At 57.8% G+C, this 25,304-nt stretch carries 25 protein-coding genes; 12 read left to right on the top strand and 13 right to left on the bottom strand.

What is annotated here, in order from left to right; genetic code table 11:
• Genes gcvH through AB433_RS09570 form a run of 7 tightly spaced genes read left to right on the top strand, consistent with a single transcriptional unit; the run spans position 1 to position 6,263 of the window.
• Positions 1–372: a glycine cleavage system protein GcvH gene (gcvH, locus tag AB433_RS09600; protein WP_047820844.1), complete on the top strand. Its 372-nt coding sequence runs from the start codon at positions 1–3 to the stop codon at positions 370–372.
• Positions 372–1,118: a class I SAM-dependent methyltransferase gene (locus tag AB433_RS09595; RefSeq protein WP_047820843.1), complete on the top strand. Its 747-nt coding sequence runs from the start codon at positions 372–374 to the stop codon at positions 1,116–1,118. The genes gcvH and AB433_RS09595 overlap by 1 nt, the downstream gene beginning before the upstream one ends.
• 23 nt (positions 1,119–1,141) lie before the next feature.
• Entirely contained in the window at positions 1,142–2,500 is a 1,359-nt protein-coding gene (gene gcvPA, locus AB433_RS09590) for an aminomethyl-transferring glycine dehydrogenase subunit GcvPA (protein ID WP_047820842.1), read from the top strand.
• Positions 2,497–4,095, top strand: coding sequence for an aminomethyl-transferring glycine dehydrogenase subunit GcvPB (gene gcvPB / locus AB433_RS09585; RefSeq protein ID WP_047820841.1), 1,599 nt, complete (start codon positions 2,497–2,499; stop codon positions 4,093–4,095). The genes gcvPA and gcvPB overlap by 4 nt, the downstream gene beginning before the upstream one ends.
• Positions 4,096–4,148: 53 nt before the next feature.
• Positions 4,149–5,153 carry a bile acid:sodium symporter family protein gene (locus tag AB433_RS09580; RefSeq protein ID WP_047820840.1) on the top strand — a complete coding sequence of 335 codons (1,005 nt, stop codon included), beginning with the start codon at positions 4,149–4,151 and terminating at the stop codon, positions 5,151–5,153.
• The gene (locus tag AB433_RS09575) at positions 5,153–5,632 is read left to right on the top strand and encodes a methyltransferase family protein (RefSeq protein ID WP_245626630.1); all 480 of its coding nucleotides are present in this window, start codon (positions 5,153–5,155) and stop codon (positions 5,630–5,632) included. The genes AB433_RS09580 and AB433_RS09575 overlap by 1 nt, the downstream gene beginning before the upstream one ends.
• Complete coding sequence (locus AB433_RS09570; protein ID WP_047820839.1) at positions 5,613–6,263, top strand: DUF938 domain-containing protein; 651 nt, start codon at positions 5,613–5,615, stop codon at positions 6,261–6,263. Before AB433_RS09575 ends, AB433_RS09570 begins: the two co-directional genes overlap by 20 nt.
• On the opposite strand, the gene AB433_RS09565 is transcribed toward AB433_RS09570, so the two are convergent.
• Positions 6,260–7,183, bottom strand: a complete 924-nt coding sequence (locus AB433_RS09565; protein ID WP_047820838.1) for a DMT family transporter — start codon at positions 7,181–7,183, stop codon at positions 6,260–6,262. The two genes, AB433_RS09570 and AB433_RS09565, sit on opposite strands and share 4 nt — an antisense overlap.
• 73 nt (positions 7,184–7,256) lie before the next feature.
• Here AB433_RS09565 and AB433_RS09560 point away from each other — a divergent pair, with 73 nt between their 5' ends.
• A complete protein-coding gene (locus AB433_RS09560; RefSeq protein ID WP_047820837.1) occupies positions 7,257–7,478 on the top strand; it encodes a hypothetical protein in 222 nt (73 codons plus the stop codon).
• Between the two features lie 6 nt (positions 7,479–7,484).
• Here the strand turns inward: AB433_RS09560 and AB433_RS09555 are convergent, their stop codons facing one another.
• The 9 genes from AB433_RS09555 to AB433_RS09515 all read right to left on the bottom strand — a co-directional run bounded on the left by AB433_RS09555 (position 7,485) and on the right by AB433_RS09515 (position 17,038).
• Positions 7,485–8,987, bottom strand: a complete 1,503-nt coding sequence (locus AB433_RS09555; RefSeq protein WP_047820836.1) for a TadA family conjugal transfer-associated ATPase — start codon at positions 8,985–8,987, stop codon at positions 7,485–7,487.
• 107 nt (positions 8,988–9,094) lie between these two features.
• Positions 9,095–10,267, bottom strand: a complete 1,173-nt coding sequence (locus tag AB433_RS09550; RefSeq protein WP_047823765.1) for a DegT/DnrJ/EryC1/StrS family aminotransferase — start codon at positions 10,265–10,267, stop codon at positions 9,095–9,097.
• An 85-nt stretch (positions 10,268–10,352) separates the two neighbouring features.
• Positions 10,353–11,183, bottom strand: a complete 831-nt coding sequence (locus tag AB433_RS19940) for a sulfotransferase family protein (protein ID WP_082134866.1) — start codon at positions 11,181–11,183, stop codon at positions 10,353–10,355.
• Positions 11,170–11,847, bottom strand: coding sequence for a WbqC family protein (locus tag AB433_RS19935; RefSeq protein WP_169749335.1), 678 nt, complete (start codon positions 11,845–11,847; stop codon positions 11,170–11,172). The genes AB433_RS19940 and AB433_RS19935 overlap by 14 nt, the downstream gene beginning before the upstream one ends.
• Before the next feature lie 22 nt (positions 11,848–11,869).
• On the bottom strand, positions 11,870–12,763 hold the full coding sequence (locus AB433_RS09535) for a hypothetical protein (protein ID WP_047820833.1): 894 nt from the start codon (positions 12,761–12,763) through the stop codon (positions 11,870–11,872).
• On the bottom strand, positions 12,763–14,271 hold the full coding sequence (locus tag AB433_RS09530) for an oligosaccharide flippase family protein (protein ID WP_082134865.1): 1,509 nt from the start codon (positions 14,269–14,271) through the stop codon (positions 12,763–12,765). Before AB433_RS09530 ends, AB433_RS09535 begins: the two co-directional genes overlap by 1 nt.
• Positions 14,268–15,098: a rhamnan synthesis F family protein gene (locus AB433_RS09525; protein ID WP_047820831.1), complete on the bottom strand. Its 831-nt coding sequence runs from the start codon at positions 15,096–15,098 to the stop codon at positions 14,268–14,270. The genes AB433_RS09530 and AB433_RS09525 overlap by 4 nt, the downstream gene beginning before the upstream one ends.
• Entirely contained in the window at positions 15,095–16,036 is a 942-nt protein-coding gene (locus AB433_RS09520) for a glycosyltransferase family 2 protein (RefSeq protein WP_169749334.1), read from the bottom strand. Before AB433_RS09520 ends, AB433_RS09525 begins: the two co-directional genes overlap by 4 nt.
• 51 nt (positions 16,037–16,087) lie before the next feature.
• Entirely contained in the window at positions 16,088–17,038 is a 951-nt protein-coding gene (locus AB433_RS09515) for a glycosyltransferase (RefSeq protein ID WP_245626629.1), read from the bottom strand.
• Between the two features lie 397 nt (positions 17,039–17,435).
• Between AB433_RS09515 and rfbA the strand changes: the two genes are divergently transcribed.
• From rfbA to rfbB, 4 genes are read left to right on the top strand one after another with little or no spacing between them, the layout of a single operon-like run.
• Positions 17,436–18,320: a glucose-1-phosphate thymidylyltransferase RfbA gene (gene rfbA, locus AB433_RS09510; RefSeq protein WP_047820830.1), complete on the top strand. Its 885-nt coding sequence runs from the start codon at positions 17,436–17,438 to the stop codon at positions 18,318–18,320.
• A gap of 2 nt (positions 18,321–18,322) precedes the next feature.
• A complete protein-coding gene (rfbC, locus tag AB433_RS09505; RefSeq protein WP_047820829.1) occupies positions 18,323–18,865 on the top strand; it encodes a dTDP-4-dehydrorhamnose 3,5-epimerase in 543 nt (180 codons plus the stop codon).
• The gene (gene rfbD / locus AB433_RS09500) at positions 18,862–19,731 is read left to right on the top strand and encodes a dTDP-4-dehydrorhamnose reductase (protein ID WP_047820828.1); all 870 of its coding nucleotides are present in this window, start codon (positions 18,862–18,864) and stop codon (positions 19,729–19,731) included. Before rfbC ends, rfbD begins: the two co-directional genes overlap by 4 nt.
• Positions 19,728–20,822 carry a dTDP-glucose 4,6-dehydratase gene (gene rfbB, locus AB433_RS09495; RefSeq protein WP_047820827.1) on the top strand — a complete coding sequence of 365 codons (1,095 nt, stop codon included), beginning with the start codon at positions 19,728–19,730 and terminating at the stop codon, positions 20,820–20,822. Before rfbD ends, rfbB begins: the two co-directional genes overlap by 4 nt.
• A gap of 54 nt (positions 20,823–20,876) precedes the next feature.
• Here rfbB and AB433_RS09490 read toward each other — a convergent pair whose 3' ends face one another.
• From AB433_RS09490 to AB433_RS09480, 3 genes are read right to left on the bottom strand one after another with little or no spacing between them, the layout of a single operon-like run.
• Positions 20,877–22,520, bottom strand: coding sequence for a glycosyltransferase family protein (locus AB433_RS09490; protein ID WP_047820826.1), 1,644 nt, complete (start codon positions 22,518–22,520; stop codon positions 20,877–20,879).
• Entirely contained in the window at positions 22,520–24,202 is a 1,683-nt protein-coding gene (locus tag AB433_RS09485) for a hypothetical protein (RefSeq protein ID WP_047820825.1), read from the bottom strand. Before AB433_RS09485 ends, AB433_RS09490 begins: the two co-directional genes overlap by 1 nt.
• On the bottom strand, positions 24,203–25,228 hold the full coding sequence (locus tag AB433_RS09480; protein ID WP_047823760.1) for a glycosyltransferase family 2 protein: 1,026 nt from the start codon (positions 25,226–25,228) through the stop codon (positions 24,203–24,205). It abuts the gene before it with no gap.
• Positions 25,229–25,304 lie beyond the last annotated feature (76 nt).

Raw genomic sequence — 25,304 nt, 5'->3', positions numbered from 1 at the left:
ATGACGACCTATTTCACCAAGGACCACGAATGGATTTCGGTCGACGGCCCGCTGGGCACCGTCGGCATCACCGACTATGCGCAGGAGCAGCTGGGCGACATTACCTTCGTCGAGCTTCCGGGCGAGGGCGACAGCATTGCCAAGGGCGATTCCGTGTCGGTCGTCGATTCGGTCAAGGCCGCGTCGGACGTCTACACGCCGGTGTCGGGCGAAGTGCGCGAAGCCAATGCTGCGCTGGCTGACGAGCCGGAACTGGTCAACTCCAAGCCTGAGGGTGAAGGCTGGCTGTTTAAGGTTCTGCTGTCCGACGCGGCCGAACTGGACGGGTTGATGGATGAAGCCGCGTACAAGGCCTACGTCGAGAGCCTGTGATGGCCGAAGCCGGCACCCCGCAGGCATGGGATGCCAAGGCGTACGGGACGTTCGGTTCGTTCGTCCCTGCGCTGGGGCAGGCCGTGCTCGATTTGCTCGCGCCTGTGGCCGGGGAGAGTATTCTCGACCTTGGTTGCGGCGACGGGGTGCTGACAGCGCGGATTGCCGAAACCGGGGCCGATGTGCTGGGCCATGATGCCGATGCCGGGTTGCTGGCGCGCGCGAAAGAGCGTGGGCTGGCGGTGCGGCAGGGGGACGGACAGGCGCTGGACTACGACGATGCGTTCGATGCGGTGTTCTCCAACGCGGCGCTGCACTGGATGCCCGATCATCCGGCGGTATATGCGGGCGTCTATCGCGCGCTGAAACCCGGTGGGCGCTTCGCCTGTGAGTGCGGCGGGTTCGGTAATATCGCCGCGATCCGCACCGCCATCCGGGCTGTGGCCGAACGCCATGGGCAGGACCCGATCGATCGGCAGAACTACCCCAGCGTAGTGCGGGCGACGCGCGAACTGGAAGCGGCCGGTTTTCGCGTCGATGCCATCGCCCTGAACCCGCGCCCAACGCCGCTGGCCGATGGTATGGCGGCTTGGCTCAACACCTTCCGCCATGGATTTTTTGACCAGCAGGGCGGCGCGGCGATGATTGCCGAAACCACCGAACTGCTTGCCCCGCAATTGCAGGACCCGGACGGCAACTGGACCGCCGATTACGTCCGCCTGCGTTTTCTCGCCTTCAAGGACTGAACCCAAAGGGACCTCAACACTCGATGCGATACCTTCCGCTTACCCCTGACGACCGCACAGAAATGCTTGCCACCATAGGTGCGGGCAGCGTGGACGCGTTGTTCCGCGACGTTCCCGCCCAAGTGCTGAACCCCGCCTTCGAAGGCCTGCCGCCGCATGCCAGCGAAATGGCGGTGGAGCGGCACATGAAGGCCTTGGCGCGCAAGAACCTGTCGGCGGGCGACGTGCCGTTCTTCCTTGGCGCGGGGGCCTATCGCCACCACGTTCCGGCCAGCGTCGATCACCTGATCCAGCGCGGCGAGTTCCTGACCGCCTATACGCCCTATCAGCCGGAAATCGCGCAGGGCACTTTGCAGGTCCTGTTCGAATTCCAGACGCAGGTTGCGCGCCTGTTCGGCACCGATATCGCCAATGCATCCATGTACGACGGGTCGACCGCGTGCTGGGAAGCGATCGCGATGGCCGGGCGGATTACAAGGCGCGATGGCGTGGTGATCGGGCCGATCCACCCGCATTATCTGTCGACCGCGCGGACGATGGCGAAATTCACCAAGGACGAAATTCGCGAATTGTCGCCCGCGCTGATCGCCGATGCCGGTGATGACGCGGTGATCGGCATGATCGACGACAAGACATCGTGCGTCGTCGTGCAATATCCCGACATTCTCGGCCGCATTCCCGATCTGGCCAAAATCGCAGACGCAGCCCACGCCAAGGGCGCGCTGCTGGTGACGGTGGTGACGGAGCCGGTTGCGCTGGGCCTGCTGGAAAGCCCGGGTGCGCTGGGCGCTGACATCGTCGTGGGCGAGGGGCAGTCGCTGGGCGTTGGCCTGAACTTCGGCGGGCCGTATCTGGGCCTGTTCGGTGCGCGTGAGAAGTACACCCGCCAGATGCCGGGGCGTCTTTGCGGGGAGACCGTGGATGCCGATGGCAAGCGCGGCTTCGTGCTGACGCTCTCCACCCGTGAACAGCACATCCGGCGGGAGAAGGCGACGAGCAACATCTGCACGAACTCCGGTCTTTGCGCGCTGGCGTTCTCGATCCACATGACGTTGCTGGGCGGTGAGGGGTTGGATCGTTTGGCGCGGATCAACCATGCCCGCGCGGTCTATGCGGCGGAGAAGCTGGCTGCCATTCAGGGCGTCGAACTGGTCAATCAGCGCGGTTTCTTCAACGAATTCACGCTGAAGCTGGTCGGCCACGATGCCCGTGAAGTCGCGCACCGGCTGGCGCAGCGGCAGATCCTGTCGGGCGTGGCGCTCGGGCGGCTCTATCCCGATGCGACCGATCTGGCCGAAGGGCTGGTGGTCTGCGTGACCGAGACTTGCACCGATGAGGGTATCGCGACCCTTGTCGCCGCTCTGGCGGAGGAACTGGCATGAACGCGCCTAACAAGAGTGGCTGGAAGCCCGAGATGGGTGAGGGCGGAACGACGCTCACGCAGACGAGCAGCGGCGATGCCGGTCTTGCGCTGGAAGAACCGCTGATTTTCGAACTGAATGGCACCGGGAAATGCGGCGTCGATTTCGATGCCGAACCCGGCGATGTCAGCCCCGCGCTGGCGAAATTCGCGCGCAAAGCCCCGGTCGATCTGCCCGGCCTGACCGAGCCTGAAACGGTGCGCCATTACACGCGCCTGTCGCGCCAAAACTATGCCATCGACCTTGGCCCGTTCCCGCTTGGGTCGTGCACGATGAAGCACAATCCGCGCCTGAACGAGGCGATGGCGCGGTTGCCCGGATTTGCCGATATTCATCCGCTTCAGCCGATGGACACGGTGCAGGGTGCGTTCGAGGTGATCGAGCAACTGGCCGAATGGCTGTGCAAGCTGACCGGCATGGAAGCCGTGGCGATGAGCCCCAAGGCGGGCGCGCACGGCGAACTGTGCGGCATCCTCGCGATCCGCGCCGCGCTGGAGGCTCGCGGCGATGCGCGCGAAGTGATCCTCGTGCCCGAATCCGCGCATGGTACGAACCCGGCGACGGCGGCCTTCGCGGGCTATCGCGTCGAGAATATTCCGGCAACAAAGGACGGGCGAGTCGACCTCGCGGCGCTGACTGCGCGCCTCGGTCCCGATGTGGCGGGGGTGATGATCACCAATCCCAACACCTGCGGGCTGTTCGAGCGTGAGATGAAGGCGATCTCCGACGCGCTCCATGCTGCGGGCGGGCTGGTCTATTGCGACGGGGCCAACTTCAACGCCATTGTCGGCAAGGTGCGACCCGGCGACCTTGGCGTCGATGCGATGCACATCAATCTGCACAAGACCTTCTCGACCCCGCACGGCGGCGGCGGGCCCGGCTCCGGCCCGGTCGTGCTGTCCGCACTGCTTGCGCCGTTTGCGCCGATCCCCTTCGTCCGTCGCGACGAAAAGGGCCGGTTGCGCATGGTCGAGGAACGCGGCGTGAAGGACAACCTGCCGCAGACCTTTGGCCGCATGACGGCGTTCCACGGCCAGATGGGCATGTTCACCCGCGCGCTGACCTATATCCTCAGCCACGGGGTCGACGGTTTGCGTCAGGTTGCGGAAGACGCGGTGTTGAACGCGAACTACGTCCTGCGCAGCCTTGAGGGCGATATGGACGCGCCGTTCGGAAAGGCTGGCCCCTGCATGCACGAAGCGCTGTTTAGCGACGACGACTTGCCCGAAGGCTTCTCGACGCTCGACATCGCTAAGGGCCTGATCGACGAGGGGTTCCACCCTATGACGGTCTATTTCCCGCTCGTCGTGCACGGTGCGATGCTGATCGAGCCGACCGAGACCGAGAGCAAGCAGGGCCTCGACCGCTTCATTGCCGCGATGAAGAGCCTTGCGCAGCGCGCGAAGGCCGAGGACGAGAGCCTGAAATCCGCACCCCACTTCGCCCCGCGTCGCCGCCTTGACGAAACGCGCGCCGCCCGCAAGCCGGTGCTGACCTACAAAGGTGAAGGCGTGCCGCCGGGCACCCCAAGCCTTAGCGAAATCGGCGGAAGCTGACCGATTGCCCCTCTCGCGCCGCGCTGGCATAGCGTGGCGCGAGGGAGGGGCCATTGTTCCAGCGTATTACCAACCTGTTCGCGGTGTGGACCGTGCTCGGCTGTGTCTGGGCCTGGTTCGTGCCTACGCATTTCGCGTGGGTCACGGATGGCACGATTCGCCCGCTGGGGCAGCCTCTGATTCCGGTGATGCTGGGCGTGATCATGCTGGGCATGGGCCTGACGCTGACGTTGGACGATTTCCGGCGGGTGGCGACGATGCCGCGTGCGGTGATGGCGGGCGTAGCGCTGCAATTCACGGTGATGCCCTTGTCCGGCGCGGCGCTGGCGGGCGTGTTCGGGCTGGCGAACGGACTGGCGGTGGGTCTGATCCTTGTCGCCTGTTGCCCGGGCGGGACGGCCAGCAATGTCATCGCCTATATGGCGCGGGCCAATGTCGCGCTTTCGGTGACGATGACGATGGCCTCTACGCTGGTAGCCATCGTGCTTACGCCGCTGCTGACCGGTTGGTTGGCGGGGGTCTATATTGAGATCGACCGATGGAACCTGTTCGTCGACATGGTCTCGGTCGTGCTGGTGCCGGTGATCGTGGGCGTAGCGATGGCGCGCTATCTTCCGGGGCTGACGCGCCGTATCGTCCCGGCGGCTCCGATTATCTCGATCCTGTTCGTGGTGCTGATCGTGGCGGGCATCGTCGGCAAGTCGCGCCCGTTGATAGAGGCGAATGCCGGCGTGTTGTTGCTGGCGATCCTGTTGCTTCATGCGCTGGGCTTTTCGCTGGGCTGGCTGGTGACGCGGATGTTCGGCTTCGGCACCGATGCGCAGCGGACGATCTCCATCGAGGTTGGCATGCAGAACTCGGGTCTGGGTGCCAGCCTTGCCTCGACGCCTGCCTTCGCCAGCCAGTTCGTCGATCCGATGCAGGCGGCGCTGGCCCCCGTGCCCAGCGCGATCTCGGCGCTCTATCATGTGGTGATCGGCAGCTTGCTGGCCGCGATGTGGAGCCGGAGGCGGTCCGCTGTCACCCCGGAAGCACCGCCCGAGACGGTGGCGGCCTGATGGGCATGTTCGCGATCGATGCCGATAGCGCGCGGGTGCGGTTTCCGCCGCCGCTGGTCTTTGTCGGGTTCCTGCTGATCGGGCGGGCGATCGACGATCTGTTCGGTCTGAACCCTGCGATTCCGGCGGCGGTCCGCTGGATTTTGGGCGGGGGCGCGATTGCGGTTGGCGCGGCGACCATGGCCGCGGGGTTGTTGGCGTTTCGGCAGGCGGGCAACAATCCCGAACCGTGGAAGCGGGACGATGCATTCGTTGTAGCCGGTATCTACCGGTTTACGCGCAACCCGATGTACCTTGGCATGGCGGTCGCCAGTTTTGGCATAGCGGTGGCGGCGAATTGCCTTGGCGGGTTGCTTACCCTGCCGCTGGCGATCCTTGCCGTCCGGGTCTTCGTGATCGGGGCGGAAGAAGCCCACTTGTCGGCCCGTTTCGGCCAATCCTACTCAGAGTATCGCGACCGTGTCCGACGCTGGATCTGATAGCCCGCAACCCTTCGAACTGGCGAACAGTGCCGCGAAACAACACGCGCCCGCGACCGAGCGGAACCGCGATCCGATTGCGCGGGTGCTGCAAGAGATCCTGCCGCAGACCGGCGCAGTGCTGGAAGTGGCAAGCGGAACGGGCGAGCATGCGGTGCACTTCGCCCGCATGTTCCCGCATTTGAAGTGGCAGCCGACAGATTATTCCGATGCTGCGATTGCGTCGATTGCGGCTTGGCGCGCCGAGGCGAGTTTGCCGAACCTGTTGCCGCCGCTTCGCCTCGATCTGATGGGTGGTGCTTGGCCGACGTCGGCGGCGGATGCGATCTTCTGTGCGAACATGACTCATATCGCGCCGTGGGAGGCGACTTGCGGGCTGTTCGACGGGGCAGGGCGGGTTTTGACCGATCAAGGAATGCTCGTCGTCTACGGACCGTTTGTCGAGACGGACGTAGAGACTGCGCCATCCAATCTGGCTTTCGAACGATCCTTGCGCCAGCGCGATGCGTCCTGGGGTCTGCGCGATCTCGATGCTGTCGACCGATTGGCACGCAAGGCAGGGATGGTTCGCACGCAGCGGATCGAGATGCCCGCGAACAACCTGATGCTGATTTATTCGCGCCGCACCTAAATCGCGAGTTCGCTGTTCCGTTGCTTCGCCAAGACGCTTTCGCGCCAGACGATGATCGTCCCCGCCAGAATAACCAGCGGCGCGCCCAGCCATAGCGTTGCCGATGGCAAGCTATCGAAAATCGTCCAGCCATAAAGCGTGGCCCAGACCAGCATCGAATAATCCATGACGATCACACTGGAAACCTGCCCCATTCGCAGTGAAAGGGCGATCAGCAATTGTCCGATCGAACCGAAGACGGCGATGCCGATCAGCAGCAGCACCTGATCGAACGATATGTGCCAGTCGCCGAACAGGCTGGCAATGAAGAGGACCGGCGAGGAAAAAATCGCGAACCAGGTAACGATCGCGATCGGGTGCTCGGTCCGCGTCATATCGCGGATCTGGATCGAGATCAGCGCGACCATGAAGGCGGCCCCGATGCCGACCAGCGCGCCGGTCAACGGGATCGTGCTTCCCCGAGGGTCGATGACGATCAGGATTCCGGCGAAACCCAACAGAGTTGCCGACCAGCGCCAGTGTCCGACGTGTTCGCGAAGGACGAAGAACGACAGCAGCACGGCAAAGATCGGGGCGGTAAAGCCAAGCGTCGTCGCCACGGCCAGTGGCAAGAGGATGGGTGCGCCGAAATTGAATACCATGCCGATGGTACCGTAAACGGCCCGAACGCCGTGCGATCCCAATCGATCGGACCGCATGACGGAGAGTTGCCCGCGCCATGCCAACCAGCCCAGAAATATGGGAATGACAAGGACCTGTCGCGCAAACAGAATTTGCGTGATGTGGACGCCTTCCTGATGGCTCAGTTTTACCAGCATGAACATCGTGGCCAGCGCCAGCGCCGACCCCAGCCTGAAAACCAGAGCAAGCAGCGGGCGTTGCCGCGGCCCTTCGACAGCGATGTTTGCGCCCGAAGCCATGACCGGCCTATGGGGCGCGTTCACCGTGCGGATCAAGTCGATTTCGCCGCTATCCTGAAAGGCGAATGCCGATATGCAGGCCCTGTTTGCCAGCGATCTTGCGTTCTGGCTGGCGATTGCCGGGCTGGCGCTGGCGTTGGCCGTGCTGGCCTTTGCCGGAGACTGGCGCCGGTTCCGCCGCGCGCATGCCGACCGGGTGGGCTGCATGCCATGGACAAGCCTGTTCCTGCTGGCCCTATTTATCGCGGCGGTGGCCGGGTTCTTTGCGTTTCGGGCTTGGGTCGACCCGCTTTAAAGGCCGTTACAGGCAGGCCTGCAGATAGGCCTTGTCGAAGCCGAACTGGCGCGCCTTTTCCAGCGTATAGGGGCGCAGGCCCGACGGTTTGTGCTCACCGATGATCTTGCCGTCGTCGCCTTCGGACAGGTATTCGTAACTGAACAATTCCTGCGTGACGATGACGTCGCCTTCCATGCCGATCACCTCGGTGATGTTGGTGGTGCGGCGCGAACCGTCGCGAAGGCGCTTTACCTGCACGATCAGGTCGACCGAGTCGGCGATCTGTTTCGAGATGGCTTCCTTCGGGATCTTGATGTCGCCCATCAGGATCATGTTTTCCATACGGCCAAGGCATTCGCGCGGGCTGTTGGCGTGAAGCGTACACATCGAACCGTCGTGGCCCGTGTTCATTGCGGCGAGAAGGTCGAAACACTCCGCGCCACGAATTTCGCCCAGGATGATGCGGTCAGGGCGCATACGCAGGGCGTTCTTCACAAGGTCGCCGATGGTGATCGCGCCTTGCCCTTCAAGGTTCGGCGGACGCGTTTCCAGTGGCAGCCAGTGCGGCTGCTGCAAGCGAAGTTCGGCGGCGTCTTCGATGGTCAGCACACGCTCGCCCGGATCGATCATCTTCGACAGGGCGTTGAGCATCGTCGTCTTACCGGAACCCGTACCGCCGGAGATAACGATGTTCATCCGGCTTGCGCCTGCGATTTTCAGCGCGGTGGCCATCTTGTCGCTCATCGACCCGAAGTCGCGGAGCATGTCGATGGTGATCGGCTTTTCCGAAAACTTGCGAATCGAGATCGCCGTGCCTTTGAGCGACAGCGGAGGCACGATTACGTTGACGCGCGAACCGTCTTTCAAACGGGCGTCGGCCAGCGGCGTGGTCTGGTCGACGCGGCGGCCGACCTGGTTCACGATACGCTGCGCGATCTGGAACAGGTGGCCTTCGTCGCGGAACTTGATCTTGGCCAGTTCCAGCTTGCCCTTGCGCTCGACATAGGTCTGGTTCGGGCCGTTGACCATGATGTCGTTGACGTCGGGATCGCTCAGCAATTCTTCCAGCGGGCCAAAGCCCAGCAGCTCGTCGACCAGCACTTTTTCCAGCGCAAACTGTTCGCGCCGGTTCAGCGTGATCTTCAGCTCGGCAAGAACCTCAAGGATGATCGGCCGGAATTCTTCCGACAACTCGTCCTTGGTCAGCGTGGCGGCCGCCTCTGGGTCTACGCGTTCCAGAAGGCGGGGCAGGACCTGTTCCTTGATGCGGTGGACGCTGGCCTCAAAACCCTCGACATGTGCCTCGCCTTCGACCTGAAGCGCGGCACGCTCTGCCAGACGGGCAAGGGCCGCATCTTCTGGCGTGGCGGCGTTGAAATCGGGTTCGGGCACATCGTCCGTCATCGACGGCGGCATCGGCGGCTGCGTGCGCAGCGGTTCGGCACCCTTCATCGGGCGCGCAACACCGAAGCTGGGGCGACCCCCACCATTTCCGTTCATTCCGTTACGACGGCCGAAAGCGTTCATCTGTCTAAAATCCTCGCAACCTGAATAGCGTTCGCAATAAAGCTAACCATTGCGCGCTTTGCGAGTTTTGGCAGGGTTTGGTTTACAAAATGAAAACGCCGGGCTGGTCAGCGACCGGTTTGTGGCCTTCGGATCATGTCGACGATGCGGCTGAGATTTGTATCGGAAAGATCGGGATAAAATGGAAGACACAAGACACGGTCCGCCATCTGAATTGCGTTGGGCAAGTTCGCTGGATAAGCCGAAGGGAAATTTCGGTACATAGTTAACGATGACAGCAATGGATAAAAGTAGCGGCGCGTAAAGATGCCGAACCTTTTCAACCTTTCATACAGATCATCGCGTGCTTCAGGGTAAGAAGACGTAATGATGATCGGGAAATAGGCATAATTTTGTTGAACGCCACGAATCGTATCAGGAATCACAATACCATCTATATCAGCCAGTGCATTACGGTAAAATTGCGCGACATGCGCCCGGCTCTGCAGAACATAGTCAAAATGATCGAGTTGAAGCAAACCCATAGCTGCGCTGATTTCATTGAGCTTGGCGTTCGTCCCAACATAAGGGATGGTTGTTTCGCTTGTGATACCGAAGTTGCGAAGGCTGTTGATGCGGTCACGTGCTACAGGATCGTTGACGCATATCGCACCGCCTTCGAACGTGTGAAATACCTTTGTTGCGTGGAAGCTGATCGTTGAATAATCGCCATATTCGAAGAGGCTGCGGCCGTCTAGCCTGACTCCGAATGCGTGTGCGGCATCGTAAATGAGCGCTAGGTTGTGACGCTTGGCAATGTCTCCTAACGCATCGACGTTGCATGGCTGGCCATAGCAGTGGACGGCCAAGATTGCCGATGTCCGTCCTGTGATGGCGGCCTCCACTTTTTCTGGATCGATGTTGAAACTGTTTGCGCCTAGATCAGCGAAAACGGGGGTCAGTCCTGCGCGTAAGATTGAATGACTGGTCGCGACAAAGCTGTATGGGGTCGTTATAACCTCGCCTGTAAGGCCCGCCGCTTCAAGTGCAAGCTCGATAGCAATTGAGCCGTTTGAGACTGTCGCGACGGACTTTGCGTCGAGTGCCAATTCGAGTCGAGACTCCAACTCGCAGTTTACTGGTCCGTTGTTTGTAAGAATGCCCCTTTCCCAGATTTCCTGCAGTTTTCCGACGAATTCGTCTAGCGGCGGGAGATAGGGTTTGGTGACGTAAATAGGGTCAGCTTGCGGCGCAGCGCTCAGATTAATGGTGGGGCCTCTGCTGAACTTCTTACTTGTCATAAGGGCCTTTTTGCCGATGGTACGAAGCGAGGTCAAAGAGCTTGCGCTTCCCTACCACGAAATTTGTGCGAGGATTGGCAAAAAATCAATTTGGGTCCAGATAGAAGTCCAGTTGCTCTTTCTTGACGTCTGTCAGTACCGCATATTCGATTTCAGAATCGAGTGCCGCATGGGCAGTGGCATCTGAATTGTTTCGATATACTCCGTACGGGTCAGACTCTCCCTTTGTCGTCGTAGATGCGCGCAAAAAGTCGCATGTCTGGTCGGAAAAGTTCATGCCGCAAAAGTTGAAAATGTGTCGCGTGGTCTCCGAAGGCACATTCTTCAGGTCGTGGTAGCGTACGATTATAGCTCTTTCAGGATGATTCTCCGTCATCCTTTGAAATATTTGTAAGCTGTCCTTCCAGCCAGAATACCCGTAAAAATTTTCAGCCTGACCTGCATTTTTGCTCGGCGCGCAGTCCCACTCTGAGGCGAAGTTCCACTCCGCCGCATATTCCCTCGGGGCTGCTCGCCAACTTCGTAGAACATCGCGTGGATCACGTACGATCGCTACTAGGCGCAATTCTGGGACGATCGACATCAAGTGCGGGAGCAACTGATGGTAGCGGACTTCCTTATAAGCTAAGAATTGAGGCGCAGGATCTTTTTCGAATTTCGGACTTCCTTGGGCAAGGCTTGCCTCACCTGTTTGTAAAACAAACTGATCCTCGGTGTGGAGCAAATCGTGCAAAAATTGTTTGGCTGCTTGTTCTGAACTATTGAAATCGATCCGGTTCTTAAAGGCGTAAGAAAAAAGCGGTTGGTAGCGATACGCGCATGAGGGGTGGGAATTGAAAATTTGCCCAAGCCAGGTCGTTCCCGAGCGGGGGGCCCCATGAATGGCGATGGGCGAGGGCGGGTCAGGCGAGATCATAGCATTCGAGCAATTCACGGATCTCACTCGCGCTGTTGAACATCATTACATCAATGATGCTTAGCGAAGGAAACCAGTCAGAACCAAACTGCTGATAGCGCGGCAAATGGCTTTTGAGGAATTGCAATTCTATGCCGTGCGTCGCGAAGGCAGAGCGATCATATAAGCCCGCGCCGCCGATTGGATTGATGTAAGCGCCTGCATTCTGCGCTTTGCAAATAGACAGGACCTTGTCTTGCCCGGAATTCCCATGAAAGTTGATTTCCGACACGTTTCTGACAGGGGTTGATATTCCAAGAAATGCGCAAATTTGCTTTATACTATAGGTATTGAGTTCCGCAACATTGTCAGAAGGGTGGGTCAAACAAAGATCTACTAAATTGACGATATCTGACTGATGGGGCGCTTTGCGATAGCAATTTTGCAGCCTTTGCAAAAGGCTGTCACGTTTGGATCGATCAGCGTACGACTTCTGGTTAATGGGGGTGTTTACAGGTGAACTCGAAACAGGAAGGGCGAACCAGCTTGTTCCGCCAGAAGGATGAATTTTGTTACGATTTACGTAACCGCCCTTCATGTATTGCGCGTTGTCGTAGCTAAAAAAAATATCCGAAGCATTGATGACCTGAAAATATCCCAGATATGGGAATAGGTATGGCTGCATTATTGACAATGATAACATTATATTAATGCCAAAATTCAAAACATGATGCTGCAAATTTCACTATCATACTATTTTCTTCTAAATGAGATCGGTGCACTCGTTCCAAAAGTTTGCCTCTGGTTGACTTGGCCCAATCAATTCGATCTTCGCCGTAGGCTAGCCCCCAGCGTCGGTGCTCTTCGCTCATCCATTCTCGTTCGCTCACGCCATCTTCGGGGATTATTATAGGCACGCAACCGCAAATCGAGGCATATATATTGTTCATGGAGTAAAAGTCGTAAGAGTATAACCTATCGCAAGTCTGAAAAGCATTAGCCTTTTCTTCATGGCTCATATTGTCGATGTAGATCGCATTCTTGGGATGCTTGTCGTATGTACGATTTTTACCTTTGTGGATTAGATAGCAGTCGCCTGTGCGATCTAACCCTTTGTCTTGATATGCTGCGTGCAAGTGCTGTATTCTTAGATGAGTGAATTTTTTTTGATTTACATTCCCGCCAGCAAACTCAGGCATATAATAGGCGAAAAAATCTCGCGACATATCAAATGTCGCGGCTGCTGCATCGGTGGGGCGATACAAGAGCCAGCGAACCACCTTTTTGCCCTGCAATGGATTGCCGAAAACGGTCTCGGGATAGACCACGACGGCATTGCGAAGTTGGCGAAGGCCCGCCGTGGGGTTGGTGAAAGGTCCGAAACTATAGTCGTCTGGAACCATTTTGCGCTTGATCCACCCTTTGGCGGACGCGTAGTCGTGTGGGAATTGGAGATATGCTGGCCATATGCTGGCCTTATACCCAAGCTCTCTCATGCGTGCGCACATGGAATGGATCGCGATTACCCCCCCGATGTTCTCATCATAAGAGGGAGCCCAGAACACAAAGTGCTGGCCAGTCGCAGCCGGAGAATCCGCCATCAGCTTGCTGCTCGCAACGCGGTTAGCACTGAGCTTTCAAGGTTTTTGAATGAAGTGGCCCGGGCAATAAATCCCACTGCGAAGTAGGTCGCTGCGCCCAAAATCACGCACGCGATCAGCTCTGTGACAGGTTGCATGGTTGTAAAACTGCGTAGGAGGAGGACCGAGGCTACTAGCGCGAAAATCGGCATTAGCAGGTCCGATAGGTCGCGAAGCTGTCGAACCAACGGATATCCGATCAGTGCATCTGTTTGGCGGGAATTGGCATATACTGAAAACAGCGATGCCAATGTCAGGGCACCGGCCATATAGAGCAATCCAATTTGGCTGGCTATTGCAATCGCAGTGAATCCGAATGTCTTTTTGAGTAGTTCCAAGCGGAAGAACGCCCGACCATGTCCCGTGGCCGCGAGGAGTTGGACATTAAGCAGGTTGAGCGGGAAGAGCGCGCCACCGATCGCAATGATGGAGAGCAGCGGCGCGGCTGATGCCCATTTCGATCCATAAAGTACATCGATTATCAAGTCGGCAACCAGCGCAAGGCCGATCATAGCAGGCAAGTTGATCAGCATGGTCAATCTTAACGCCAATTCCATCCCGCGGCGCATACGGTCGCGATCATGGCCGTTCGCAGCGAAAACTGGCATCGCCATGCGACCGACAAGGCCACTGATTAACGTCTGCACTGTTTGTTGCAGCGAATACGCACGACCGAAAAGGCCTACATCGCCCGCGCCGTAGATCCTACCCAGCAATGCGGTCGTCCCCTGCGTGTAAGCCATCTCCAGCCCTGCCGACATACTCATCCATTTGCCAAAGTGCAGCGCTTCTCGGGCGGCGCTCAGTCGAAATCCACGTGGCCACCAGCGTGCGGCAATCAGCAAGCCCGTTGTTTGAACAAGCGCCATTGCGATAGCCATGCCAGCGAATGCCTCTGCTCCCCGACCTGCACGAGCCATTCCGATGCCGATCACGCCACCTGCCATTACCGAGAGAATGCTTACGATCGCCATCTTTCCAAACCGCAGTTCTCGGGTCAGGATGGCTGTCGGCACCGTTGAGGGTGCCGCGATGATAACGGTGCAGGCCGCCAAAGCGATGAGATGCGACAGCGATCCTTGCCCGAAAAACGATGAAATTGGATCGGCAAGAAGGTAGATTGCGCCAGCTAACACGATACTAGCGAGACAACCGAGCCACATTAACGTGCTCTCTTCTTCGGCGGTCGAGTTGTGATTGCGAAGTAGTGACGTACTGATACCGGTCGCTATCAGAGTTGTTGCCATGATCGACAGTATCATTGCCATGGCCCAGAGACCGAAGTCGCGCGGATCCAGAAGGCGTGCCAATATGACCGTTATGACAAACTGCCCCCCGGTTCGGACCAGCAGGTCCACCGCACTCCATCCACTGGACCGTACTACCGTTCGAAGTGTTGGTGATGGGACTTGGCCGGGTCGAGTGGAATTGCCGGTGGTCGTTAGCGGGATCGATGGGTGATCGCTCATACTTGTAGCGTTGCGATTGTGGAATTATGGGCGCCGATCAAAGACCAATCATAGTCGAGGCCCGACTCGGCCATCAATTCGGCCAGCGGGACGCCTTGGCGGGTATTATGGCCCCATAACAAAGAAGCTTTCAGGTAAGGAAGACCCTGCCTGATCAATTCGACCGGAGAGTGGATCACGGCGCTTGTCCAATAGCGCGGTGCAGGTGTGAGCCGTATGCCCGAGTTCTGTCGCCGAAGAAACCAACGGAACATGTCGCGGCGTCTTGGCGGTGCGATATAGCTTTCTCCAGTAAGACCGGCAGCGGCAAAATGGTCGCGAAGGCGAATTTCGTAACGTGAGATGACTTCTCGCTTGTCGATAAGGTCTTCGACACGATCCCACCAATCGCGCCATGCATCGCTTCTGAGTGCGCGCGGGCCGAATGACAGGAAATAGCTTTGTAAGTGGGCTCTGCCACCGGAGTTGCTTTGGGTCAGGGCCCAGAAATCACACTTCCGTCCGGCCATTTCTGTGAAAATCGGACCCAAGTCGCGCAAGGGTCCGACAACACTGGAATTGGTCAGGACGATCTCATCGAATGAAGATTTATCGATTGCACCGAGGGCATCGCGCCATGCCGCAAAGTCGTAGCCAATGTTTTTACGTTCCAATAGGTCGGTGCCGATCTCTGAAAGATATGCCCGGTCATCATCCTGCAGCGCGCAATTTGAGGCGACAATCAATCGCCTTGCATATTTCTTAAGCATTTGCAGATGGTATCGCACATATTTCGGGAGTGTACCGGCTGCGTCGAAGTGCGCAAAGACGATCAGGCGTTCGCTCATGTCAGTAAACGCTCAGCCAAGCGGGAGAGCGGTGTCTGCGGCCGAAAACGGTGCTGAAGAATAAACCGCCGCCGCGCTATTAGGCTCATGGATTCGAGGTTGGCGTACCCTGCCAAGACCTGTTTTGCATGGTCGTCAAGCCGGTCGGCAAAACGGTTATGAAATGCTCGTGCCTGGTCCATTTGCGCGCGACGATTCGCCGATTGGACGCTCCAGATTTTGATAGGACTAGCCAGAATCCGGCGTATTTTGCCAGCGAAATCCAGCCTCTTCGCCCCAAGAGTGTTATTGCCATGCTGCCGATAGAGAATGAGGGCGTCGTTGATCTCGATAATGGTGCCGAATTGACATGCTACCAGGGCGAGCCACCAATCGTGCATCCGGGCTTCAGTCGCGACAGGGATTGCGGTCTCGCGCAAAGCGGCATTACCCATTGTCGCACAGCCGGTTACCGTGTTTTGCACGACCAATTTGCGGATCGCTCGTTCGGTCGGAATGGTGCCGATCGAACAGAACTCTCTGAACGATGGCGCAATTTCGGTAAGATTGCGGTCGACGACTACCAAATCACAATAAGCGAGCACTGGGCCGATCGTCGTATCTTCGGCGTCTTGGATCGCATTCAATGTTTTTTCTAGCTTGGTTGGAAGCCAAACATCATCTTGGTCGCAAAAAGCGAAATAGGGCGCGCTGGATGCCTCTAGCAGTTTGCCGAAACTGGCGCTGGCGCCAATATTGGATGTGCCCTCATCAACGACTCTGCAATCGACGTCGTTATCGCGTGCCCAGTCCTTTACGATCTGCAAAGAGCCGTCGGTCGATCCATCGTCGCGCACAAGCAGGCGCCAGTCGGTGTGCGTCTGCGACAGCAGCGATCCCAACTGTTCGGGCAGGAACGCCGCACCGTTATAGGTGGCAAGCAAAATATCGATCTGCATGTTAACGCTCGGCTCCATCACGCACGACTGCTAGATCGAACAAGGTTAATATTACGTCACTTTACGGCCTGCAACTGCCGAGACAATAGCCATCCAGCCGTCGGTAAGGGCAGTCGCGTCAAACCGCTGGCGCAACGCCTGTCTGTCAGGAACGGGCGAAGCCGCTGCAAATCCCTCTATTGCCGCTACCAACGCTTGCGGATCGCCTGGCTGTACCAATGCCACCGCACTGTCTTCGTCCAAAAAGAGTTCACGCATGGCCGGACTGTCGCGAGTGATCAAGGGCTTGTCGGACATCAGCGTTTGAAAGACTTTATTCGGAATGACGCGCGAGGCCTTGTCCGATATGCCGAAGACCCCAAGGCACACGTCGCATTCGGAAATTCGATCAATCAGTTGCGCGTACGGTACCCAGGGTTCCCATTCGAGGTTCGGAAATGAGTCGTCTTCCAGCATCGCGCGAACTTCTGCTGCGTCTTGGCCTTGTCCGATCAGGTGCCAGCGAAAGGGTCGGTCACGGGTCAGCCTCGCTGCCTCGACGATGGTTTGGATACCGTGGAGTGGAATGAATTGTCCGTAAAAAAGTATGCGGATGTGGCTATCGGCCCGTTCGGGAAGAGCGGCGGGTGCTGTCTTGGCGAAGACGTCTTGTTCCACGCCAACAAAGACTGCGAACAGCTTGGCGTCGTCAAGATCGTATAATTCGCCAAACGACTGCGCGTGGGACGACGTGTCGAGGACAACTGCATCAGCCGCATTACAAGCGCGGCGCTCCAGCGCAAAAATCAGGCGGGCTAGGGGATGTCGCAATCCTAACAGCTTTCGGTCGTGCACAACGGTATCGTATAACGATAGGAAAGCGTCCCATATGATTGGAACGCGGCGCAGCCTGGCCAATGGTGCGAGAATCAGCATATCGACCTGTCCCATGTATCCGACGACTACGACATCTGGCTTCGGCGTAAGCATAAAGCGCAGGATCAATAGCGGGTAGGCGGTCAACCAACGCAGAGCAGCCCAGGCCACCCTCCAGCCACGCAACTGGCTCTTGTCTTCTACCCCTGTCCAGACATTGGTGTGAATTTCGCTGAGGTCCCCACACGACTGAAGGGCCTGCCGCATCAGCCGAACGCGGGGTTTCGTAAGATCGTATGTGCCCCACAAAAGTATTTGCACTTGGCGATGTGCCTTCCAGGCTTTCTCTGCATAAAACCGGCAAACGATGATTGCCGAGAGAACGCGGTTATCGCGCTTGCGAGCGCTCTGTCCAGTCGGCATAAGCCCAGCCACAACTTGGCCCGAAGGGTGTCCTGCCGTCTGTAGACCTGCGTTTCGCATCTTTTCGCAGCGGGTTGCGGCAATTTCGCACTGGGTCGATGATTAGTGAGGATTCGTTCGGATGTCAGGGGTTGAACGTTGCGGCATTATTTTGGCCGGCGGATCGGGAACGCGCTTGCACCCGCTAACCCTGCCAGTCAGCAAGCAGTTAATGCCGGTCTACGACAAGCCGATGATATATTATCCTCTATCAGTTCTGATGCTGGCCGGAATTCGATCGGTTCTCATCATAACGACGCCGGAGGACCAGAATGCGTTTAAAGGTCTGTTGGGTGACGGCGAGCGCTGGGGCATGTCACTTGAATATGCCGTTCAACCACGACCCGAAGGATTGGCGCAGGCATTTCATATTGGTGCCGACTTCGTGGGTCATCGCCCCAGCGCCCTCATTCTAGGCGATAACATTTTTTACGGGCACGGTTTGCCCAGCTTACTGGAAGTGGCCGATAGCAGAACAGCGGGTGCGACGGTGTTTGGCTATTACGTCAGCGATCCCAGAAGTTATGGCGTGGTGTCGTTCGATGATGGGGGGAAGGCGCAGACTATCGAGGAAAAGCCGACTGAGCCCAAGTCGAACTATGCCGTGACCGGACTCTATTTTTACGACAATCAGGTTGTGGACCTCGCCCGACAGGTCAAGCCCTCAGCGCGGGGTGAATTGGAAATTACCGACCTCAATCGTCTTTATCTTGAAGCGGGAAACCTTTCCGTCGAATTGATGGGTCGGGGTTATGCCTGGCTCGACACCGGAACGCACGGCTCGCTGCTCGATGCCGGAACCTATGTTCGTATTGTGGAAGAACGGCAGGGGCTGAAGATTTCCTGTCCCGAAGAGATCGCCTGGCGCAAAGGTTTTATTGACGATTCGCAACTTGAGCGGCTTGCCGATCCGTTAAGGAAAAGCGGCTATGGGCAATATCTACTGGATCAGTTGAAGCAGAAGTAACGTTGAAAGTTATCCCGACCAAATTGCCGGACGTCGTCATTTTCGAACCTGAGGTGTTTGGCGACGATCGCGGATTCTTTATGGAAAGCTGGAATCGCCAGTCTTTTTCCGCTCTCGGCTTCGAACTCGACTTCGTTCAGGACAATCATAGTCGATCGGTAAGCGGTGTCTTGCGCGGACTTCACTTCCAACGACGGAAGCCTCAAGGAAAACTGGTTCGCGTAGTTAGCGGGGCGGTATTCGACGTGGCCGTGGACATCAGACCCGGTTCCGATACATTCGGCAAATGGATCGGCGTTGAACTGAGTGCTACCAATCGCCGGATGATGTGGGTGCCGCCGGGGTTCGCGCACGGATTCCTTACTTTGCAGGACGGAACGGATTTCCTCTACAAGTGCACGCAGTTTTATGATCCCGCGGACGAGGGCTCAATTCGTTGGGACGACAGTACGATTGGCATCGAATGGCCGCTGAACGGGAGCGAACCGACGCTTTCGACTAAAGACAGTGCGGCACTCTCGCTGAAGGCTACGCAGTTGCCGTGACCAAGGCGCTGATCACTGGGGGCGGGGGGCAGGTCGCATTGGCGTTGGTGAGGCGATGTCCGGCCAGTGTCCAGGCAATTGCTTGCCAGCGCGCTTCCCTGGATATCACCGACGAGACGGCTGTTGCGCTCGTTATTGCGCAACAACGACCCGATGTTGTCATCAATTGCGCTGCTTACACTGCCGTTGATCGCGCCGAGAACGAGCCCGATCTAGCTCGTGCGATAAACGACCGTGGGGTTGCAAATATTGCCGCAGCGTGCAGTTCGACCAATGCACGGCTGATCCATATTTCCACCGATTTCGTGTTCGATGGCAAGTCGTCTATCCCGTATCGACCTGAGGCGCCAACCAATCCGATCAGTGTCTACGGCCGGACGAAGCGCGATGGCGAGGGTCATGCATTAGCACTTGCTGACTCGGTCGTTCTCCGCACATCGTGGGTCTATTCCGCAGACAGTGCAAACTTCGTCAAAACTATGCTGCGGCTTTTGAAAGAACGTGACCGCTTGATGGTGGTGGACGATCAGGTCGGATCGCCGACTCATGCGCAGGGCTTGGCCGATGCGATCTGGGCGATCTTGTTGGCAGATGTCTCTGGAATTTATCATTACACGGACGCCGGGGTGTGCAGCTGGTACGACTTTGCATGTGCTATCGCGCACGAAGCGAAATCGTTCGGTTTAATTGAGGAGCCGGCCTCCGTCGTCCCAATTCCGTCGTCGACATATTCACAGTCGGCACGCCGACCGGCTTTTTCCGTTCTTGATAAGCAATCCACATGGGACATTTTGGGCCGAGCCTCGCGCCACTGGCAAGATGAACTGCGCACAGTTATCCAAAATTGGAAGGACCAGAAATCTTGAGCAAGCTTCTTGTTACCGGTGGGGCCGGATTCATTGGCTCTAACTTCGTGCGGTATTGGCGCGATTCCCATCCGGATGACCAGATCGTTGTGCTCGATGGGCTTACGTATGCCGGCAACATGCACAATCTTGACGGCATAGGCAGCGTTGACGTCCGCGTCGGCGATATCCGTAACGGCGACATGGTCGGCGCTATCATGCGAGAGCATGACATCGACACCATCGTCCACTTCGCGGCGGAATCGCATGTTGACCGTTCGATAAGCGGGCCAGACGATTTCATTGATACGAATATCGTAGGAACTCACGAGTTGTTGAAGCAAGCGAAACTTGCGTGGCTCGATGGTGGTTCGGGCAGGCCTCACCGCTTTCACCACGTGTCCACTGATGAGGTATACGGTACGCTAGGTCCGAACGATCCGGCGTTTAACGAGACGACTCCCTATGCGCCCAATTCGCCTTATGCCGCCAGCAAAGCCGCATCCGACCACCTCGTGCGCGCCTATCATCACACATACGGATTGCAGACAACGGTCTCGAATTGTTCGAATAACTACGGTCCGTTTCAATTCCCCGAAAAGTTAATCCCCCTTTTTATTATCAACGCACTGCATGGGCGCGATCTGCCGATATATGGCGACGGTATGCAGGTCAGGGATTGGCTTTATGTCGAGGATCATTGCCGCGGTATCGACCTAGTAATCGAACGTGGCCAGGTCGGCGAATGCTACAATATCGGTGGCGGCGAAGAGATGGCGAACCTCTCCGTTATTGAAACGCTTTGCGAGGCAATGGATGAGGCTTTTGAAAGCGACGACGTGTTGGCGGCACGCTTTCCCGATTCGCCCGCGGCAAAGGGTTTGGCAACGTCTAGCCTAAAAAAGCATGTGACCGATCGTCCCGGGCATGATCGTCGGTATGCAATTGACGAAAGCAAGATAAACGGCGAACTTGGTTATCGTGCACGATATGGATTTGCCGAGAATTTTCGGGCAACACTGAATTGGTATCTATCCAACGAAGTATGGTGGCGACAGGTCATGGATGGTAGCTATCGCCAGTGGCTTGATACGAATTATGCCAGCCGGTAATGATTATTGCAATCAATCACTCAGTGCAGGCAGCCACGGATACGATATAACTCTTTAATAGCCGTTCATGATTGGCGCGGTCGGTGGGTCATTAATTGGCATAGGCAGGTGATTGCCCCAGCGAAGTATTGCGTCGGTGTCGCGTGAGGGCATTATTCGGTGGTGGCCGCGCGATAAGACTGTGACACCGCCAACAGGAACCAAATTTCCATCGATGATAAGTGCCCCATCTTCCACGGTATAGGGTCCGGGGATGGCAATGTGGATTTCTCGCAGGGATCTGCCAGATGCGATCTTTTTGCCGGCTACAAAAATCGGCCCCCAATGCTCGATGTAGTTGTCGCGGATCGCCATCGCGTCTTCGGGCAGCAGCACCTGGTTGGCAGGTTCGGTAATGTCAGACACCGCAAAACTTAACGCTGCTGTCGGGATCAACATCGGCACCGGCTGCCGCGCCATCGCTTCGGCATAGGCTGGGCGACCTGCCCTGTGATAGTCTGCCAGCGACCAGCCCGATGCGAATATCGGCACCGCACGCTGAAAATCTCCGATCATGCCATGATTATCGAAATAGGCGACCGGACTGCTGAAGATTTGATGTGCGGCGATGACAACTTCGTCCTGCGCGCGCGCAGTCTGCCGATCGTCGCTAATTGCGAGGACTGCGGCATTACCCGCGATAACGAGCGTCACCATCTTCAACCCGTAGCGTTCGGTCAATAGAGGGACGGCCACCGCTGCCACGGCCATAGCTGGAGCCAGCACGAAGACATAATAATAGGGGTAGGAATTGCGGTAGAAAGCAACGGTTAGCAGCGGTACGAGAAATAGAAACAACGCTGCACGATCAGGCCACGCTCGTTCCCGTTGCCAGAGAAAAAACACGCCAAGGCCCAGCAGCACTGGCAGATATAAAGCCTTGCCGATCTGCGTTATCAAGTAAATGCCGTTCGGGAACAATCCGCCGCTGAACATCCGCTCCCACGATTGCATAGCCAGGACATGGACTTGCGCCCAGGGACCACTCGATAAAGTGCGGTCGACTGGCAAGACAATGAGGACTAGAACCAAAGCGCCGAGGATTGTAAGCAGTGTGATGGTTGAGCAGCGCATCCAAGGGACGAAATTCGCTCGGCGGTACATTAGTGCGCCTGTAATTGGGAAAGCGTAGAACACGCTTTTGATCGTGCAGGCCATGGCAATTCCGAACAACACCGCACTGAGTAATACCGAAGCAATATTGGTTTCGCGTCGAAACGTCAGCCACAACGCCGTCATGAGCAGCGCGGTAGCAATGGGATCGGCGCGCAGTACCAGCATCTGGCTAAAGACGTAGCCGCCTGCTGCGTACGCCATCGTCGTGACCAGTGCGGCCCGTGTCGGCACCAACTGCCGTGCCACGCCGAACACGGCAGCCAGTGTGACCATTTCGAAAGGGATCATCATCCAGCGTATCAAGCGAACATGATCGGTGGGGAGGCCATCCAAAGTGGGAACCCAGGCAAATAGCGGCACAAATGGAGTCTGCAGCAGCGATACAGCTTCGCCGCGGGCGTGACTGGCGATCAAGCTGTAATGAAAGAACTCATCCCAGTTGATTGCGCGGGAATAGACCAGAACGATCTGCAAAAGAACGATCAGCATGAGGCCGGTAGCAGGCCAGACGATCGACGCGCGAGAGCTGGGTTGCCACGCCATTAAAAATCGATCCATGTCCCGGAAAAGTTGAGGGAGTCTACGGCTTCTAGGCGGTTTCCGTAAACAATGCTGGCCGCAGATCCACCCGAATTGACCAGCATATGATGGCCGCGATCAAGGTTGAGGACATCTCCTTCTTTCCTCACTACGCCATCGATCGTCAGTGCTCCCCCGCGCAGGGTGTAGGGGCCGGGGACCAACACTTCGCTATTATTGCTGCCATGGGCAGGTACCGTCTTTCCTGCCAGCCAGACTGGCCCTTCGAACTGAACATAATTTTCGCGGATAGCTTTCGCATCTTCGGGCAAGAAGTATTTTTCTTCGCCTGCGAAAACGCTGATGAATGGGTGCCAATTGGCCAGGAGGAGCGGCACAGGCCGTTGCCGCATCGCCGTGCTATAGATCGGGCGGCCATTGGCCAAGTACCCTCTGATGCCCCACGGCGACATGAAAGGATTCATTTTGTCAAAGCCTGGCAGAGCGTCGGCATGGTCGAAGTAGGCTACCCGTTCGTCGAACAGCGAAGTCGCCACCGCATCGATCCGCTTCTGATGGCTGATAATCTTGCGGTTCTCGTGCGCAAATACGCTGATCGCCAGCGACATCAAGAGCGCTGAGATTACCATCGCTGGCACTTTGCGCCGTGCCAGATCGATCGACACGACGCAGGCGATCGCGACGGGCGCAAGCATGAACGTATAATAATAGGGAGCGGTGTTTTCATAAAATGCGGGCGTCGCGACAATGGCGATCATGCCGATCAGTGCAATCCTCTGATGTAATGAACGCCCTTTCAGCGCGAATGGAAAGGCCAGGATCATAGCGAATAGACCCAGCCCGGTGCTAATGGCACCGACCACGAAACCTAAATTATTAGGGCGACCAATGAAGAAAACATAGTGCCACGCGTTGTCGGCCAGCGCTGTGCTGCTTGCGCTGGTTATCGCGCTTGCGCCGCGCACCTGTCCAGCAATAGCCGACGCGTGCAATTCATGGATAAGCGCAAAGGTAAGAGCCGCGAGAATTGGAATCGCCAGCAGCGTTAGCGTTGCGCTCGCCTTGCGTTCCGCTTCGGTCCACCGAAGGCATGCTAGTCCCGCGAAAGCGGCGGCATAGAGCACGGCCTTGATCGTCAGCATGCCCGCAACGCCCAGAAGGGCGCCAACGATCAACGCGGTGATTGCGTCAAGCTTGCGCCACGCCAGCACTGCCAGTGCTGTGGTCAAAGTTGCCGTAACCACCGGGTCGGCTCGGAAAGAGAAGCCATGCTGCAAGACGTAGCCGGCTGACAGCCATGCAAGGGCGCCCATGGCCGCTCCGGAATGATCGGTAAAGCGGCGCGCTATGGCGGCGATCATGGTCAGCGTCAGCAGCTCGAACGCCAGCATCCCTGCGCGGCCATATCGAATACGATCTATCGTATCGCCAGGCATTGTGGGTAGCCACGCAAAAACTCGCTGCCACAGGGTCTGCAGGGCTGAGACACGTTGCCCCGAAACCATATCAATCAGAATGCCGTAGTGGATGAACTCATCCCAGTTGATGGCGCGCGTAACGATGATCGTCGCCTGCGCGATCAGCAGGATCGCTATTCCGGCAAGGGGCCAGAACGCACTGTCCGCATCGCGAAAGACCGATCTGATCGCGCGCGCCGGGCGGTTAAGGCCCGCGATAGAGGGCATTCAGCGGCTCCGGCGGGTGGGGATTGCGATCAGGTCGGGGGTTGTATCGGCCTCTTGCTGGCCTTGCGCATCGCTCTCTGTCTCGCCCAGCTTTTCCTCAAGCTTGCGCAGTTTGAACAGCGTCTGTTCCATCAGCTTGCGGTTGGTGGCGATCAGGTCGGCAAGGATACCCATCACGCTGACCAGCGTGCCCATCATCATCAGCGATCCGCCGATGACCAACGACTGGACGTGGCCATCGCCCTCGCCGTTCAGATAGAACCACGTAAAGCGTAGGACCGGCAGCGCGCCCAGAACGAGCATGGCGAGTCCGATCCCGACGAAAACGCGCAGCGCGTTGTGCGTGGTATAGGCGCGCGTGATCGTGATTGCGGTATGGGTGATGAAACGCGGGATCGACTTGAACAGGCGTGACGGGCGCTCCGTCTTGTGCGTGCGGATCGGGACGCTGGCGATGGCCAGCCGCTTGCGGCCCGCCTGGATCAGCATATCGGTGGTATAGCTGAACTCGGTCGTGATGGTGATCCGCTGCGCTGCTTCCCGGCTGATCGCGCGAAATCCGCTGACCGCATCGGTGATCGTGGTGCCCGATGCCCGGCGCACGACAAAGCTGCCCAGCCGTTGCAGGCGGCGCTTGAACGGGCCGAAATGGGCGTTGTCGGCCACGCCCCGGTCGCCGACGACGATGTCGGCCTCGCCGCGCAGGATCGGCTGGACGAGGTGGACGATGTCCTCCCCTTCGTACTGGCCATCTGCATCGGTGTTGACGATAATGTCGGCCCCTGCGGCCAAGGCCCGGTCGACGCCGTTTTGGAACGCGGCGGCAAGGCCCCGGTTTCGGCGGTGGCGCACGATGTGCTGCACGCCCCACTGGCGCGCGATGTCGCCGGTGTTGTCGTTGCTGCCATCGTCGATGACCAGCACTTCGATGCTGTCGATCCCCGCGATCTGACGCGGCAGCTTTGCCAGCGTCACCGGCAGATGCTCTGCCTCGTTCAAACAAGGAATCTGGATGATAAGCCGCACGTTTGACGCCCCCGTTGGTCGTGCCAAGGATACCTTCTGACCGGTCATCGGGCAATTCGCTTAAGAAAACGCTAAC

The organism is Croceicoccus naphthovorans (assembly GCF_001028705.1).
Taxonomy (GTDB): Bacteria; Pseudomonadota; Alphaproteobacteria; order Sphingomonadales; family Sphingomonadaceae; genus Croceicoccus; species Croceicoccus naphthovorans.
This window is presented reverse-complemented; position numbering and strand designations above follow the sequence as displayed.

Bases quoted from the DNA above. Each gene is read 5' to 3' on its own strand.
- gcvH (WP_047820844.1), top strand. From the start codon at position 1: ATGACGACCTATTTCACCAAGGACCACGAATGGATTTCGGTCGACGGC.
- AB433_RS09595 (WP_047820843.1), top strand. From the start codon at position 372: ATGGCCGAAGCCGGCACCCCGCAGGCATGGGATGCCAAGGCGTACGGG.
- gcvPA (WP_047820842.1), top strand. From the start codon at position 1,142: ATGCGATACCTTCCGCTTACCCCTGACGACCGCACAGAAATGCTTGCC.
- gcvPB (WP_047820841.1), top strand. From the start codon at position 2,497: ATGAACGCGCCTAACAAGAGTGGCTGGAAGCCCGAGATGGGTGAGGGC.
- AB433_RS09575 (WP_245626630.1), top strand. From the start codon at position 5,153: ATGGGCATGTTCGCGATCGATGCCGATAGCGCGCGGGTGCGGTTTCCG.
- AB433_RS09565 (WP_047820838.1), bottom strand. From the start codon at position 7,183: ATGGCTTCGGGCGCAAACATCGCTGTCGAAGGGCCGCGGCAACGCCCG.
- AB433_RS09560 (WP_047820837.1), top strand. From the start codon at position 7,257: ATGCAGGCCCTGTTTGCCAGCGATCTTGCGTTCTGGCTGGCGATTGCC.
- AB433_RS09555 (WP_047820836.1), bottom strand. From the start codon at position 8,987: ATGAACGCTTTCGGCCGTCGTAACGGAATGAACGGAAATGGTGGGGGT.
- AB433_RS09550 (WP_047823765.1), bottom strand. From the start codon at position 10,267: ATGACAAGTAAGAAGTTCAGCAGAGGCCCCACCATTAATCTGAGCGCT.
- AB433_RS19940 (WP_082134866.1), bottom strand. From the start codon at position 11,183: ATGATCTCGCCTGACCCGCCCTCGCCCATCGCCATTCATGGGGCCCCC.
- AB433_RS19935 (WP_169749335.1), bottom strand. From the start codon at position 11,847: ATGCAGCCATACCTATTCCCATATCTGGGATATTTTCAGGTCATCAAT.
- AB433_RS09535 (WP_047820833.1), bottom strand. From the start codon at position 12,763: ATGGCGGATTCTCCGGCTGCGACTGGCCAGCACTTTGTGTTCTGGGCT.
- AB433_RS09530 (WP_082134865.1), bottom strand. From the start codon at position 14,271: ATGAGCGATCACCCATCGATCCCGCTAACGACCACCGGCAATTCCACT.
- AB433_RS09525 (WP_047820831.1), bottom strand. From the start codon at position 15,098: ATGAGCGAACGCCTGATCGTCTTTGCGCACTTCGACGCAGCCGGTACA.
- AB433_RS09520 (WP_169749334.1), bottom strand. From the start codon at position 16,036: ATGCAGATCGATATTTTGCTTGCCACCTATAACGGTGCGGCGTTCCTG.
- rfbA (WP_047820830.1), top strand. From the start codon at position 17,436: ATGTCAGGGGTTGAACGTTGCGGCATTATTTTGGCCGGCGGATCGGGA.
- AB433_RS09490 (WP_047820826.1), bottom strand. From the start codon at position 22,520: ATGGCGTGGCAACCCAGCTCTCGCGCGTCGATCGTCTGGCCTGCTACC.
- AB433_RS09485 (WP_047820825.1), bottom strand. From the start codon at position 24,202: ATGCCCTCTATCGCGGGCCTTAACCGCCCGGCGCGCGCGATCAGATCG.